Source organism: Flavobacterium aquidurense, assembly GCF_031458035.1.
Taxonomy (GTDB): domain Bacteria; phylum Bacteroidota; class Bacteroidia; order Flavobacteriales; family Flavobacteriaceae; genus Flavobacterium; species Flavobacterium aquidurense_C.
The window spans coordinates 45,139-60,399 of sequence record NZ_JAVDXR010000008.1; the positions used below are offsets into that span (position 1 = coordinate 45,139).

Consider the following 15,261-nt stretch of genomic DNA (forward strand, 5'->3'; position numbering starts at 1 on the left):
AATGCTTTTACAATGAATCTTATGTTTTTCTTATCAGTAAAATCAAATCTATTAATCTGGATGAATAGCCAATTTCATTGTCATACCAACCCACAACTTTTACCATTTTGTCAATAACGGATGTTAGTTGCGCGTCAAACAAACATGAATGCGTATTGCCAATTACGTCGACAGAAACAATCGGATCTTCTGTATAATCTAATATTCCTTTTAAATTTGTTTTTGAAGATTCTTCAAATGCTTTATTAATTTCTTCAATAGTAACAGCACGTTTTACATTAAACGTAATGTCGGTTAATGAACCATCAGGAACTGGTACACGAATACCACAACCTCCAATTTTTTGATGCAATTTAGGAAAAATTTTTGTTAATGCCTTAGCTGCACCCGTAGTTGTTGGAACAATTGACTGACTTGCACCTCTCGACCTGCGTAAGTCCTTATGTGGCTGGTCATGAAGACTTTGGTCTGTCGTGTAAGAATGTATTGTTGTAATGTACGCTTGCTCGATTCCGCATAGTTCATCGATGATTTTAATCATCGGCGCAGCGTTATTTGTCGTACAACTTGCATTCGAAACAATTAATTCACTTCCGTCTAAAATAGCTTCATTTACTCCTAAAACTACCGTTTTTATCGTGTCAACTTCTGATGGAGCAGAAAGAATTACTTTTTTTGCTCCTGCCTCAAGATGTGCATTTAGCTCTTCATGTGTTTTGTATTTTCCTGTTGATTCTATTACAAAATCAATATTATGGCTTTTCCAGTCTAATTTGGAAATGCTTTTTTCATGAAAAAATAAATAATGTTTTTCGTTAACAATAATTCCTTTTTCGTCATGGCTAACTTTAAAAGGCAAAACACCATGAATACTGTCGTATTTTATTAAATGCGACATTGTTTTATTATCAGCAATATCATTAATTGCAACTACTTCAATTTCTGGATGATTTAAAAGTAAACGGAATAAATTTCTTCCAATTCTACCAAAACCATTTATAGCAATTCTTGTTTTCAAGTTTTTTGTTTATTCGGTAAATCGTTTATTTGTTTAATCGATTTAACAATTAAACGAATAAACGGTTAAACATTTTATAAAATATGTTTTTGTGCTTTGTACGAAGAACGAACTAAAGGTCCGCTTTCAACATGACGGAAACCTAATTCAAGACCAAATTTTTCATATTTAGCAAATTGATCCGGGGTTATAAATTCTTTTACGGGCAAGTGTTTTTTACTTGGTTGCAGGTATTGACCAATGGTAACAACATCAACATTTGCATTGCGTAAATCTGTCATGGTTTGAAAAACTTCTTCTTCAGTTTCGCCAAGTCCGAGCATTATACCTGATTTGGTTCTGTTGATTCCTTTTTCTTTTAAATATCGTAAAACTTCAAGGCTACGGTCGTATTTTGCCTGAATGCGTACTTCGCGGGTTAAGCGACGAACGGTTTCAACATTGTGAGAAACGACTTCAGGATTTGCCTCAACAATTCGATCAATATTTCTTTCGATTCCCTGAAAATCCGGAATTAAAGTTTCAAGCGTAGTATTCGGATTCATTCTACGGATTGCTTTTACAGTTTCAATCCAGATAATTGATCCTCCATCTTTCAAATCATCTCTGTCAACACTGGTAATTACAGCATGTTTGATGTTCATGATTTTAATAGAACGGGCTACTTTTTCAGGTTCATCCCAATCTACCGTTTCAGGTCTTCCGGTTTTTACACCACAAAATCCGCAAGAACGTGTACAAACATTTCCTAAAATCATAAAAGTGGCTGTTCCTTCACCCCAGCATTCACCCATATTTGGGCAGCTTCCGGAAGTACAAATTGTATTTAAACTGTATTTATCTACTAAACCACGTAGTTCAGTATATTTTTGTCCAATTGGAAGTTTGACTTTTAACCATTTAGGTTTTCCAGTTGGTATATTTTCAATGACTGTTTCCATATATCAAAATTCAAAGCACAAAGATAAGCAATGTAGTTTATTTGTGGATTTGTTTAGGACTTAATTTGAATTTGAAATTGTAAGATACGTAAAGTTGATTTGGTAATTCTTTTGTATAATTGTTAAATTATTGGTTTTTAAAAATAACATTGGTAAAAATGATGTTGTTTTGTTTGTGTATCTGTCTTGAAGGAATGATTTTAGAATTCGCAACGCTCTTGCTCATTTAAAATTTATGCCTTTATTTGTTAAAAAATAGACTGGAAATAAATATAGAAATAAAAGTCTTGTAGTACATTTGGTGTTAAATTGAAATAATAAAGAAATATGAAAAAGAAATTTATTGTATTAGGGGTTTTATTGGCCACTTTTGGCTTTACGAAAGCTAATGCACAAATTAATTTTGGAGATAAAGCAATTGGTGCTGTTCAAAAAGGTGTTACGGGTTTTACTTTTAGTAATGCAGATGCCGCTGCTTTATCTAAAGCTGCAGTAGATAAAATGGATGCTGAAAATGAAGTTGCAGGGCCTACAGATCCTTACACTTTGAGATTGAATAGAGTTTTTGGCAAATACACTTCAGGAGAAGGTTATACATTGAATTACAAAGTATATAAATTAAAAGAGGTTAATGCTTTTGCAACTGCAGATGGAAGCGTTCGCGTGTACACAGGTTTGATGGACATTATGGATGATAACGAATTATTAGCTGTAATTGGTCACGAAATTGGTCACGTAGCAAATCATGATTCGCAAGATGCAATTAAAGCTGCTTACAAAAAAGAAGCGTTAATGGATGCTGCGGCCTCACAATCTACAACAGTTGCAAGTGTTACAGATAGTCAGTTAGGGAAAATTGGAAGTGCTATTATTGATAGTAAATTTAGCCGTAAGCAAGAAGCTGAAGCCGATTTATTCTCGTATAATTTTATGAAAAAAAATGGCTATAATGTGAATGCCGAAGAATCTGCTTTTAGAATTTTGGCTAAAATGAGTGAAGGTACAGAGGCTTCTTTCATCGATAAGATGATGAGTTCGCATCCGGATTCAAAACAAAGAGCTGAAGATGCTAAAAAAAGAGCAGAGAAAGATGGTTTGTATAAACCGTATGTTCAGCAAAAGATTGTAAATACTGCTCCGGCTCCGGTTAAAAAAGCAACTACAACCAAAAAAGTGACAACAGCTAAAAAGAAATAACAATTTTCTATAAAAAGACAGAACCCGACAGATTTAAAATTTGTCGGGTTTTTTATTTTATTTTTAACCTAAAACGTGATGGGCTAATACTTTTTGTACTTCATAAACATTTACAGATTTTGTAAATTGTTTCACGATGCTTGGTTGTAATTCGCTGGCAACCCAAATTTTTAATTCGGCATCAAGATCAAAAGTTCCTGCAGTTTCTACGCTAAAACGAGTGATGCTTTTGTATGCAATCGATTTGTATTCTGTTTTGCTTCCTGTGATTCCTTGAACATCAACTAAGATTAACCTTTTATTTGTGAAGATAAAAGTGTCACGGATTAATTTAAAACCCATTTCGATATGTTCGTTATCAGTTAAAAGCTGTCCGTAATTTTTTAGTAAATCTTCCTGACTTACCGATCCTGCATTACCTAGAATTGCTGAAAATATTCCCATTTTTTAGTTTTTAATTTTAATAAAATGTTTTGCCTTTTTAAGGAAAAGTAAAAGTAATCCATTTTGTTAAATTTCCGAATTGACTTTGGACTTAATTAATATAGGTACTAAAATCAGTGAAAGTAAAAAAGCTGAAATTGTGGCAACAATTATATTTCCAAATGCTTTTAAATTAAAAGAAATTGAAAATTTTAGAATCAAAATTAGAAGCATAGTAGTGATAACTGTAATCCAATATTTTTTATTAATTAATAATTGAGAAGGAAGGTTTTTAGGAAGTTTTAAAAATGCAAATGTGATGACGATCGCTCCAATTAGAGAGCTTAAGTGTTGAGTTATTTTCCAAATGGGAATATTATTTCCTAAAATGAAAATAGTATTTCTGAGCCACAAAATTTCATTCACAAAATAACCATGATTATGAGTAAATGCATCCCAGAAAAGATGAGAAATTATTCCGATTAAAATTGAAATTACAACCGTTATCCAATTTTCTTTAAAATAGTTATTCCATTTAAATTCATTGAAAATTAATAGTCTTTCCTGAAAAAATAGAGGTAAATTAATAAACAAACTATTGCGAATTATATTGTGAAAAATAAAAGTCAGTAATAAAGCTAATGGCAAATCAAACCAGAATATTCCGTAAAATGTATGGCTGTAAGTGCTCTGAACTCTCATTCGAATGAAATATTCAAAATCGGGAGTTAAACTTCCTATGACAAGGCCTGTTAACGAAAACCATCTTCGTGGAAAATATTTAAGCGGAAGAATAATTGCAGGATGCGAAAAAGTAAATGGCATTTAATTATAAATAAAATATGGTTTTCTGTCTAGGCTAAAATTAATGCTTTTATTATGAACAAAAAAAAGCAGAACCTAAATTCTGCTTTTCCTTTTTTTAGTTATTCCGCTTTTATTGTAATCGGAAGGTTATATGCTGTTCGTACTGGTTTTCCATCGATTATTCCAGGACTCCATTTTGTTTTTAATGATTTCAAAACTCTAATTGCCTCTTTTCCTAAACCATAACCAGGATCATTTTTTACACTGATGTCGGTAATAGAGCCGTCTCTTTCAATTACGAAATAAACATATACTCGCAATGTTCTCTCAGCGTCTAATTCTGGTTTTTGAAAATTATTTCCAATATAAGTATAAAACTTACTCATTCCTCCCGGAAATTCTGGCATCTTATCTAATACTGCAGGATTTACAGGATCATTTGTTGCAGGTGCAATATCACTACCGCCACCCCCTGTTGATGGTATGGCATTAGCTACTACTGGACCTGTACCTGATGTAGTATTGTCAACAACCGGAGTGTTTTGCATATTTGGTGCAATAACATCTGGTGTTGCCTGATCTGCAGCAGTTACAACTGGATGTGTCAATTGCGTCATTTCTGTCGCTGGTGCGCTTTGCTGTGGTGGTGCAATTGGTTTTGGAGTTTCAGGTTGAACTGGAATCGGGCTCAAATCTACAGGTGTTATTGGTGTTTCATTAATAATTGTAGGTTCTACAATAGTTTGCCCTCTGAATTTATTAATCAACATCGACGCGGTTCCCAGTCCTGCTAATAGTAGCAGTCCCATAAATAGTGCTGTAATTGTAGTTTTTGAATTTTCCTGGCGTAATTGGTACGCGCCGTACTCTTTGTTTTTGTTTTCGAAAACAAGGTCGGTCCAATTGGTTTCGTAGATGCTTGATTTAGACATGATTTATGGATTTTAAGGTTAGGTAAACATTAAATCATAAGCAGTATGGTTTTTGGTTTTAGCTAACAACGTTTGAGTTGTTGTTTTAGTATGTGAATAATTCATTATTTTAAGAAAAAATACATGGATATTTTATTCTTTACTTAAAGGTAGTAAATTATCTATTACGTTCGATGATTTCTGCTAATAATTTTTTAGCGCGTAATATTTTGACTTTTACATTACTTAATGGCTCATTGATTTTTAAGGCAATTTCCTGATAGGTCATTTCCTGAAAATAACGAAGCTGAATCACTTCCTGATAATGGGGTTTTAATTCTTTAATGCATAATAGCAAACGAGAGAGGTTTTGCTCTTTAATTAATGCATCTTCAGCCGACGGAGTAGTGTCGGCTATGTTGTAGGCTTGCTGGTCTTCGGCATCAGTAATTTCAACAAAAAGATTAGTTTTCTTTTTGCGTAGCAAATCAATATATACATTCTTGGCAATTGCAATTAGCCAGGTATTAAATTGAAATTCCGAATTATAAGTAGCAATTTTATCGAAAGCTTTTGAGAAAGTTTCGATGGTAATATCTTCAGCGGTAGTTTCATTTTCTGTACGTTTCAGCATGAAACCATACACTTCATTCCAATAAAAATCTAATAAAAAAGTAAAGGCAATTTGGTCGCCTTTTTTTGCTTTTTCTATTTTAGAATTTATTTCCAATGTACAGGTTTTGAGAAGAGATTAGTTATAAAGATATTAATTTGTGTGAATATAAGCACCATCTCTACAACAGGAAACCATATTTTAAGATCATTTTCTTTTAATTTTCCAGCTGAAAACCCAACAACGGTCCATGCAATAGTGTAGCGGGTAGCCAATATTGCCAGTACAGCAATCCATTGAAATTGAAATGCCAGTAAGATAATAACCAATAAAAAGAACAATAATTGTGAGCTATAAAAAAGACCTAACTGCATTTTATCAAAAAACTTATAATATTGTGCAGTAGAAACATGTCTTCTTTTTTGAGTAAACCATTCCTTATAAGATTCTTTAGGTTTCGAATAAGTGAAGCTTTCAGGGGAGTAGGAAATCGTAGTGTTTCCTTTATGTGCAGCTTGATTTATGAACAAGTCATCATCACCAGAGCGAACCTGAATGTGGTCGATAAATCCATTTACGTTAAAAAACTCGTCTTTTTTATAAGCTAAGTTTCTTCCAACTCCCATGTATGGAGATCCTATTTTTGCCCATGAAAAATATTGGACAGCTGTTAAAACAGTTTCGAAACGAATAATTTTATTTAATAAGGAACGTTCGATTTTTTCGTACCCTCCATATCCTAGAACAATAGTTTTGTTCATGGTAAATTGCGAAGTCATTGACGTAATCCATTCTTTTGATGTTGGATAACAATCGGCATCGGTAAATAATAAATAATCTTTTTTTGAAGCTTTGATTCCTAATGTCAGAGCATATTTTTTATTTCCCCAAAACGCTTCGTTGTTTTGTACTTTAACTAAACGAATATTCGGATATTGTCTTTCGAATTCTTCAAAAACTTCCAGAGTTTCGTCGCTTGAAGCATCATCGATTAAAACGATTTCAAAATCAGGGTAATTTTGCTCGGCTAATAACGGGATGTATTTTTTTACGTTTTCTTCTTCATTTTTAGCACAAACAATTACTGAAACCGGAATTCTTTTTGGTGTGATTTCTTGCGGTTTACTAAAGGCAAACTTTCCAAAAACGCCTAAATAATAGAAAATCTGAATAAAAACAATAGCAATAAAAAAGTAGAATAAAGTTATAAGCATCTGATTTTAATGTCTTTTAATTTTTGAATCTTGCGCGTGCAAATGTACTCATGAATTCCTAATTTTCAATGTCTAAAATTAATTTACTTTCGGCATTTCGACATTTCTTTCGCAACAGCAATAGCCTGAGGGTTTTCGGTTTTTTCTAATTCCGAAATTATGTTTTTATAATTGTGATCATCCCGGTTTTGAGACAGTTTTTTGGTGGCCTGAATTTCGTCGATTTCGATTTCAAAACCTATAATTCCTCTGGCTTCACGCATTGTTTTTGCGGATAAATTTTCCACCCGAACCGGATTCTCTGAATTGGCTTCGTACTTATCCACCAGTTTTTTTAGTTGTTCAATCGTAGCTTCTTCATCAACAATTTTAATTCGGCCATAAACATGTACGGCTATATAATTCCAGGTTGGTACATTTTCGTGATCATACCACGAAGAAGAAATGTAACTGTGCGGACCTGTAAAAACGGCTAAAACCTGATCGTTTTCTGCAAAACCTTCTGCTTGTGGATTTAATTTCGAAATATGCCCCTGCAAAATTTCTTTTCCGTCAGCATTTACTTCAAGTTCTATCGGAATATGCGTTGCACATAATTTTCCGTTAGTTTGATTGATCAGAATTCCAAAACTATATTCTTTCAAAAAAGCTCTTATGGATTCCGCATCTTCATTTTTGTATATTTTAGGTGTATGCATTTTATGAGTTTATTTTAAAGGTTTTATGAAACAAATTGCTTCTGGTCGATCTTTATATTTTCCGTAATTCGGAATCACTTTATAACCTTGTTTTTGGTAAAATTGAATGGCTTCCTGATTTTTTACTCGTGTTTCTAAAACCAAATCAGAAAAACCAATTGTTTTAGCGCTATTCTCTAAAAATGTTAAAATCGTCTGACCGATTTTCTTCCCGGGAAATTTCGAATACATTCGTTTTACTTCGCCAGTCGTTTCAGAAATTGGTCTTACAGCTCCGCAACCTACAATTTCACTATCAATTTCGGCTATAACAAATACAAATTTTGAATTATCGTATTGCCAATCTGTGAAAGAATTCTTCCCGTCGCTTCCAAAACGAAGATAAAGATTTGCGGACAATTCTTCGATAATTGCCTGAACTTTTTCGTCGTTTGGATTTGCAGTTTTTATGGAAATTTTTTCTGTTGTCATTAGAGAAAAGAAATGATTATTTTCGTTTGCCACATTGAGCGTAGTCGAAATGCTTTGGTATTATAAAGGACTTCGACTACGCTCAGTCTGACAATATTAATTAGTGAAGATTAGTGAAATTCTTGGCAAAATATTTTTTTAAATCACATTCACTTCAGCTTCAATATGAATTCCGAAAATCTCAAAAACAGTTTTTTGAACATCTTTCGAAACAGCTAAAATTTCCTGACCAGTTGCGTTTCCATAATTTACTAATACTAATGCTTGATTTTTATGAACTCCTGCATCGCCAAAACGTTTTCCTTTAAAACCAGCTTGCTCAATTAACCAGCCTGCCGGAACTTTTACCTCGGTTTCTGAAACTTCGTAATATTTCATTTCCGGAAATTTCTGGTGTATTTTTTCGAAATCAGATTTCAATAAAATAGGATTTTTGAAAAAACTTCCACTATTTCCCAATTCTTTCGGGTCTGGTAATTTGCTTTGTCTAATGGCGATTACAGCGTTACTAACATCTTTTAAAGTTGGAGTTACAATATTGTTCTTCGCCAATTCAGCGGTAATATCTCCGTAAGAAGTATTGATTTTATGATTGCGTTTTGTCAGTTTATAAATTACCGATGTAATAATGTATTGATCTTTAACTTCGTGTTTAAAAATACTTTCTCTGTATCCAAAATTACATTCTGAATTTGTGAAAGTCTTCATTTCCTGAGATTCAATATTAATAGCTTCGCAAGAAACAAAAGTGTCTTTAATTTCGGTTCCGTAAGCTCCAATATTCTGAACCGGAGTTGTACCTACATTTCCAGGAATTAGGGACATGTTCTCTAACCCTCCAAAATTATTATCGATTGTCCAAAGTACAAAGTCGTGCCAGGTTTCACCGGCCTGACTTTCAACCCAGACAAAATCTTCATCTTCTTTGATGATTGTTTTACCTTTTAAGTCAATATGAATGACCAGCGCGTCAATGTCTTTTGTCAAAAGCATATTGCTTCCGCCGCCTAAAATAAATTTCTTCTCGCTTTTGTATTCTTCCAAAATAGTTTTTAATTCAGCAACTGAGTGAACGGCAACAAATTGTTTGGCTTTGGCTTCGATACCAAAAGTATTGTAGTTTTTTAAAGAAAAATTGGATTGGATTTCCATAAATAAAAGGCTTTTTGTGTCCCGAAACTTCAGGATAATTCTGATTTCAAAAGTAAGGATTATAATTTATTTGAGTTGGATTTTGCTGAAATGTATTTTACCGCAAAGAACACAAGGATTTACGCAAAGTTCGCTAAGCTCGTGTTCATTGCGTAAATCTTTGTGTTCTTTGCGGTTAATATTTAGAAAGTAACTCATGATATTTATCTGCAATAATCTTCATATTAATATCATAATTTGCGTTTTCCTCTACGAACTTTCTGTTTTGAATAATTGCCTGATTTCGAGATTCGGTATTTTCGAAAGACCAAATCAATTCTTCGGCCAGCATTTCAATATCGTCAATTGTAATTAATTGTCCGTTCTCACGATGTTTGATCCAGCTTTGATTTCCGGGAATGTCTGAAACTACAGGATAACAATCGCAAGCCATTGCTTCAAATAAAGATGCAGAAACGCCTTCGGTTACTGGCATACTGATATAAATATTCGACTGCTGTAATAATTTTGGAAGTTCAGTATTGGGAATTCTTCTTGTGAAAATTACTTTGTTTTCGATTTTTAGTTCTTTGGCTAAATCTTTTAAAAATTGTAATCTCGCTCCGTCACCGACAATTGTCAGGGAGAAGTCAATTCCTTTTTGGTTGAGAATTCCAAAAGCTTTCAAAATTGAATCATGGCGATATTCCGGCTGTAAAGAACGTGTTACAATTGCTTCAATTTTGTTTGAATTATTGACAGAAGAAGAAAAAAGCGTTAAATCAATTCCTTTTGGAATTACTAAAACTTTACTCATGTCAACACCAATATCTCGCATCGAAATCGTCATAACCGGCCCCCAAGCGTGAATTAAATCGGCTTTTTTGAATGCGTATTTTTGAATGATTTTTTTAAAAGGCAATAAAACAGAACCTTCCGGCCATAAATCAGTTCTGCCTTGTTGTGCAATTGCAATGGGATGCATGCCTGAAATCGCTGCCAGAAAACCGTAACTGGTTGTTCTTTCGGCAATAATCATATCTGGTTTTTCCTTTCGGATAGTTTTTCGAATAGAAATAGGAGAGAAACCGTATTCTAAAATACGTTTGAATCGGTTGAGTTTTGAAGTGTTTGGTGTTTGTAGTTCCCAAGTGCATATTTCAAAATTGCCAAATTCCTTCAGGCCTTTCATCCACGTAATGGCATCGGCGCGATACGACTCTCCAAGAAAAAGTATTTTCCTTTTTTTCATTCGGTAAACTTAGTAACTATTTGTGAAGCTATTTATATTTTTCCGCCACGAATTCACGAATTATTTTAAGCTAATTCGTGAATTCGTGGCGGAAAATAGGTAGGGATTGGTTAAAACTCATCTGTATCTAAAGCACGATTGATAAATTCGTTTAGTGGTTTTAAAGCAATTAGTTTTTTGCTCATTTTGGTAACGAAATCTTTCTGCGTTACTTCACTAATATCATATTTTTGAGTCGCGGTAAAACTTTTCAATTTTAAAAATTCAATGGCCGGATGGTCTTTTTCGTAACCTCTCGGTGGATTTTTTAACGAATTGGTTTCGTTTACATCTAAACTTCCAAATTCTTTTTTAAAATTTTTATCGGCTAAAATAGCTTCTAAATCATCATGGAAAAAAGCAATTTCTTTTCGGACTTTTTTCAAATCTTCAGATTCAGGGGAGTAAAATCCGCCGGCAATAAAACTCGCGCCTTTTTCAATATGAACATAATATCCTGCTCGGTTCAGGCCTTTTGTCCCGCACGACATCCAAACACCTAAATGTGCTTTGTAGGGCGATTTATCTTTGGAAAACCGAATGTCACGATTGATTCTGAAGGTACAATTTTTAACCTCCAATAATTCCAAAGAAGGATCAAGTGGTTTCATCACATCCAGAAAATCACTCACCAATTGATGATAATCTTTTTTGAAAATCTCGTATCGTTTTTTATTGTCCTGAAACCAATCTCTATTATTGTTTCTTTTTAAATCGTCTAAAAATTGCAATGATTCTTTCGTTAGCATATCAGTATGTTATTGCAGTTGTTTTTTTAAATCTTCTTCACTGATGTATCCAATCAATTTCTTTTGTACTGCTTTGTTTTCGTATAAAAATAAAGAAGGAAGCTGGCTAATATTGAGGGTTTCTGCTAATGTTTTGTTTTTATCCACGTCAATTCGGACAATAACAACTTTGTCTGCCATTTCTTTTTGCATCTTCAAAAGAAACGGTTCCATTTGTTTACATGGGCCACACCATTCGGCATAAAAATCAACCAAAACCTTTTTGTCTGATTTCAATAAATCATTAAAATCACTCATTGTCATTCCAATCTGAGCGTTTGACGGATTTGATAATCCTTTTTCAGACCAGTTTAAGAAACCACCTTCTAATTCATAAACAGTTGTAAATCCAAGTTCCTGAAGTTTTGCGGCCGCTTTTTTACTTCTTCCTCCGCTTAAACAATAAACGAAAACGGGTTTTGATTTATCGTAAGACTCAGCTTTAGTTGTAAAATCATCACTGTTCCAATTTATATTTACAGCATTGTCGATATGTTCTGATGCAAATTCATCCGGAGTTCTAACGTCTAAAATTTGAGGATTTTCAGTTGTCTTGATTTTATCTGCAAATTCTTTAGGTGCAATCGATTCAAAAGATTTTGTTTTTTGTTCGTTGCAGGAAAATAGCAGAATTGAAACTATAAGCAATAAAATTTTGGGGAATTTCATGATATTGAAGTTTAAAAAATAGTACTGCTAAAGTAATGATTTTTAAATTTTGAATTCATAAGAGAATTATAAAATCAATTTAGGAATGAGGTTTGGTTTCAGATTTCATTCTTCAACGTCACACTTTAAACTTGAAACCTGAAACTTTGAACCTGAAACAAAAAATTACAAATTGAATATCTTATAACTCTGATGAGTCGATTTTACGATCGCTTCGGTACGTTCAGGATGTGTGTCTGAAATAAAAAGCTGGCCGAAAGTTTCGCTGTTCACCATTTCGATAATTTTTGAAACCCGGGTTTCGTCTAATTTATCAAAAATATCATCAAAAAGTAAAAGAGGTTTTACACCGCTTTGTTTTTTCAGGAATTCAAATTGAGCCAATTTCAAAGCAATCAAAAAGGATTTCTGCTGTCCTTGTGATCCGAATTTTTTTATGGGATGTGAATCAATTTCAAAAGATAAATCATCTTTATGAATGCCGACACTGGTATAATGAAGCGCGCGGTCTTTATTAATGTTTTCCTGCAAAAGGGTTAGTAAATCCTTTTCATATAGATGACTTTCATAAACCAACTGCACCGTTTCTTCAGAACCGGTTATAGCCTGATGATGTACATTAAATATAGGTATAAACTGCTCGAGGAAATCTTTTCGCTTTTCAAAAATAGATTTTCCATAACCATTTAATTGCTCATTATATATAGACAAGGTGTCGTTATCAAAAGTATGATTCAGGGCGAAATATTTCAAAAGCGCATTTCGCTGCACAATTATTTTCTGATATTGAATAAGCTGATGCAGATAAGTCGAATCTAATTGCGAAATTACGCTATCCATAAATTTACGGCGTGTTTCACTTCCTTCCACAATTAAATCACGGTCGGCCGGAGAAATTATAACCAATGGAATAAAGCCAATATGATCTGAGAATTTGTCGTAAGCTTTACCGTTTCTTTTTAAAACCTTCTTTTGTCCTTTTTTTAAACTACAGACAATTTGTTCTGTTCTGTCATTTTTTTCTAATTCGGCATCAATAACAAAAAACTCTTCTCCGTGTTTGATATTTTGAACCGCTAACGGATTAAAATAGCTTTTTCCGTAGGCCAAATGATAGATTGCATCGAGCACATTCGTCTTACCAATTCCGTTTTTGCCGACAAAACAATTGATCTTGCGGTCGAAATCGAAACTGACTTCGGAGAAATTTTTATAATTGAATAAAGAAATTTTGTTTAAATGCATTTTTTAAGGAACTGTAAAGTTAAAATTTGAAGTTTTTATAGGCGAGATTTTGTTTTTTGCCACAGATTAAAAGATTTTAAAGGATTTTTCTGCTAAATACAGTGAAAACCTTTTGCAATCTGTGAGAATCTGTGAAATCTGTGGCTAAAATTTGAGTATTAGCCTAGAAAATCTGCGTTTTGGAACATCAAAAAATTGAGGGTGCAAATTATCGAAAATTATTGATATAAAAGGCTTTTGGCGTGTTTCAGGATGAATTATTTTAGTGCTGAGAAGAAATGACTTACGGTTTGAAAAAATATTTTTTTTAAAATAGTGATAAAATTGATTTTTTTTACTTCAGTTTCAATAAAAATTTTATTTTTGCCGTTCACTAAATTAATTTTAAATGGCTACTTACAATAAAAGAGGATATAAAGCACCAAAAGAGAAGGAAGTTAAAGAAGTAAATGAAGAAACACAGGTAATCATTGACGAAAAAGACAGCACAACAGCTGGTGTTTTTTCTAAATTAGATGAAACTGCTTCAAGAACTGAGGATTGGGTTGCTAAAAATCAAAAAATCATTATTGGTTTAGTTGCTGGTATTGCAGTTGCTACTATTGGATATTTGGCATACCAAAAATTTATCGAAGCTCCTAAGCAAGATGAGGCTGCAAACGAAATGTTTGTTGCTCAGCAAAATTTCCAAAAAGCTACTGACGGTGTTGCAAGTGATTCATTGTACAAATTGTCTTTGAATGGTTCTGAAGGTAAATTCGGATTCGTGAAAATTGCTGATGAATATTCTGGCACTGATGCTGGAAACTTAGCGAACTACTACGCTGGTATGGCTTATTTGAATACAGGTAAATTTGATGACGCTATTAAATACCTAGGGAACTTTAAATCTGATGATTTGATTTTAAGTGCTTTGGCTAAAGGTGCTATCGGAGACGCTTATTCTCAAAAAAATCAACAAAAAGAAGCTCTTGACTATTACGTAAAAGCTGCTGAGTCTAATAAAAACGATTTTACAACACCTCGTTTCTTATTGAAAGCTGGTAAAACTGCTTTGGCTTTAGGTCAAAAAGAAGATGCTTTGAAATATTTAACTGATATTAAAGAAAACTTCGATTCAACTCCAGAAGCAGCTTCTGTTGATGTATTGATTGGATTAGCACAATAAAAATTTTAGACTTTAGATTTAAGATTGTAGATTTGTAGTTAAGAATCTAAAATCAAAAATCTAAAATAGTACAGATGGCTACTCAAAATAAAAATTTATCAGAATACGATAAAAACACAATCCCAAATGCGAAAGACTTTCGATTTGGGATTGTTGTTTCTGAATGGAACGAAACTGTAACAGAAGGACTTTACAATGGCGCTTTTGATGCCTTAGTTGATTGTGATGTACCGCCACAGCAAATTATTCGTTGGAATGTTCCAGGGAGTTTTGAACTAATTTATGGTGCAAAGAAAATGCTGCAAACACAAAATGTAGATGCAGTCATTGTTATTGGATGCGTAATTCAGGGAGAAACAAAACACTTTGATTTTGTATGTGAAGGCGTTACGCAGGGAATTAAAGATTTGAATGTTCAGACTGATATCCCGGTTATTTTTTGTGTTTTGACAGATAATAACATGCAGCAATCTATTGATAGAAGTGGAGGAATTCACGGAAATAAAGGAACTGAAGCGGCAATCGCAGCAATTAAGATGGCGTATATTCGTCAGCAGGCTTCAATGTCTCATCCTTTTAACCAGCCTTTATTGTCTTCAGGAGCGATTCAAATTGAAGAAACACCAATAAAGATCGAGAACGAATAAAACACAATTGTTTTAAAAATACTAAAACC

At 33.3% G+C, this 15,261-nt stretch carries 17 protein-coding genes; 3 read left to right on the plus strand and 14 right to left on the minus strand.

The genetic code is table 11. The features are described from left to right. Positions 1-19: 19 nt before the first annotated feature. Together gap and lipA are read right to left on the minus strand one after the other, a co-directional pair. Positions 20-1,018 (minus strand): type I glyceraldehyde-3-phosphate dehydrogenase, encoded by a 999-nt coding sequence (gene gap, locus J2X17_RS13585; RefSeq protein WP_310298959.1) that lies wholly within the window; start codon positions 1,016-1,018, stop codon positions 20-22. Between the two features lie 74 nt (positions 1,019-1,092). Further along, complete coding sequence (gene lipA / locus J2X17_RS13590; RefSeq protein WP_047774095.1) at positions 1,093-1,959, minus strand: lipoyl synthase; 867 nt, start codon at positions 1,957-1,959, stop codon at positions 1,093-1,095. Between the two features lie 327 nt (positions 1,960-2,286). Here lipA and J2X17_RS13595 point away from each other — a divergent pair, with 327 nt between their 5' ends. Continuing rightward, positions 2,287-3,156, plus strand: a complete 870-nt coding sequence (locus tag J2X17_RS13595) for a M48 family metalloprotease (protein WP_310298967.1) — start codon at positions 2,287-2,289, stop codon at positions 3,154-3,156. A gap of 63 nt (positions 3,157-3,219) precedes the next feature. Here J2X17_RS13595 and J2X17_RS13600 read toward each other — a convergent pair whose 3' ends face one another. From J2X17_RS13600 to recF, 12 genes are all read right to left on the minus strand, one after another. Further along, complete coding sequence (locus J2X17_RS13600; RefSeq protein WP_310298968.1) at positions 3,220-3,600, minus strand: PH domain-containing protein; 381 nt, start codon at positions 3,598-3,600, stop codon at positions 3,220-3,222. A gap of 66 nt (positions 3,601-3,666) precedes the next feature. Beyond that, positions 3,667-4,404, minus strand: coding sequence for a DUF4184 family protein (locus J2X17_RS13605; RefSeq protein WP_310298971.1), 738 nt, complete (start codon positions 4,402-4,404; stop codon positions 3,667-3,669). Between the two features lie 101 nt (positions 4,405-4,505). Further along, on the minus strand, positions 4,506-5,318 hold the full coding sequence (locus J2X17_RS13610) for an energy transducer TonB (protein WP_310298974.1): 813 nt from the start codon (positions 5,316-5,318) through the stop codon (positions 4,506-4,508). 157 nt (positions 5,319-5,475) lie between these two features. Then, positions 5,476-6,027, minus strand: coding sequence for an RNA polymerase sigma factor (locus J2X17_RS13615; RefSeq protein WP_310298976.1), 552 nt, complete (start codon positions 6,025-6,027; stop codon positions 5,476-5,478). After that, a complete protein-coding gene (locus J2X17_RS13620; RefSeq protein WP_310298979.1) occupies positions 6,018-7,124 on the minus strand; it encodes a glycosyltransferase in 1,107 nt (368 codons plus the stop codon). The genes J2X17_RS13615 and J2X17_RS13620 overlap by 10 nt, the downstream gene beginning before the upstream one ends. 83 nt (positions 7,125-7,207) lie before the next feature. Continuing rightward, positions 7,208-7,822, minus strand: a complete 615-nt coding sequence (locus J2X17_RS13625) for an FMN-binding negative transcriptional regulator (RefSeq protein WP_310298982.1) — start codon at positions 7,820-7,822, stop codon at positions 7,208-7,210. Positions 7,823-7,831: 9 nt separating this feature from the next. Beyond that, positions 7,832-8,293 carry a GNAT family N-acetyltransferase gene (locus J2X17_RS13630; protein WP_310298984.1) on the minus strand — a complete coding sequence of 154 codons (462 nt, stop codon included), beginning with the start codon at positions 8,291-8,293 and terminating at the stop codon, positions 7,832-7,834. Positions 8,294-8,431: 138 nt separating this feature from the next. Then, positions 8,432-9,445, minus strand: a complete 1,014-nt coding sequence (gene murB, locus J2X17_RS13635; RefSeq protein WP_310298987.1) for a UDP-N-acetylmuramate dehydrogenase — start codon at positions 9,443-9,445, stop codon at positions 8,432-8,434. A 175-nt stretch (positions 9,446-9,620) separates the two neighbouring features. Beyond that, positions 9,621-10,676 carry a glycosyltransferase gene (locus J2X17_RS13640; protein WP_310298990.1) on the minus strand — a complete coding sequence of 352 codons (1,056 nt, stop codon included), beginning with the start codon at positions 10,674-10,676 and terminating at the stop codon, positions 9,621-9,623. Between the two features lie 110 nt (positions 10,677-10,786). After that, on the minus strand, positions 10,787-11,464 hold the full coding sequence (locus tag J2X17_RS13645) for a DUF2461 domain-containing protein (protein ID WP_310298993.1): 678 nt from the start codon (positions 11,462-11,464) through the stop codon (positions 10,787-10,789). 9 nt (positions 11,465-11,473) lie between these two features. Next, complete coding sequence (locus tag J2X17_RS13650; RefSeq protein WP_310298996.1) at positions 11,474-12,172, minus strand: thioredoxin domain-containing protein; 699 nt, start codon at positions 12,170-12,172, stop codon at positions 11,474-11,476. Between the two features lie 165 nt (positions 12,173-12,337). Further along, positions 12,338-13,417, minus strand: a complete 1,080-nt coding sequence (gene recF, locus J2X17_RS13655) for a DNA replication/repair protein RecF (protein ID WP_310298998.1) — start codon at positions 13,415-13,417, stop codon at positions 12,338-12,340. 388 nt (positions 13,418-13,805) lie between these two features. Between recF and J2X17_RS13660 the strand changes: the two genes are divergently transcribed. Then, positions 13,806-14,585: a tetratricopeptide repeat protein gene (locus J2X17_RS13660; protein ID WP_310299000.1), complete on the plus strand. Its 780-nt coding sequence runs from the start codon at positions 13,806-13,808 to the stop codon at positions 14,583-14,585. Positions 14,586-14,659: 74 nt separating this feature from the next. Further along, entirely contained in the window at positions 14,660-15,232 is a 573-nt protein-coding gene (ribH, locus tag J2X17_RS13665; RefSeq protein WP_310299003.1) for a 6,7-dimethyl-8-ribityllumazine synthase, read from the plus strand. Positions 15,233-15,261: the final 29 nt, after the last annotated feature.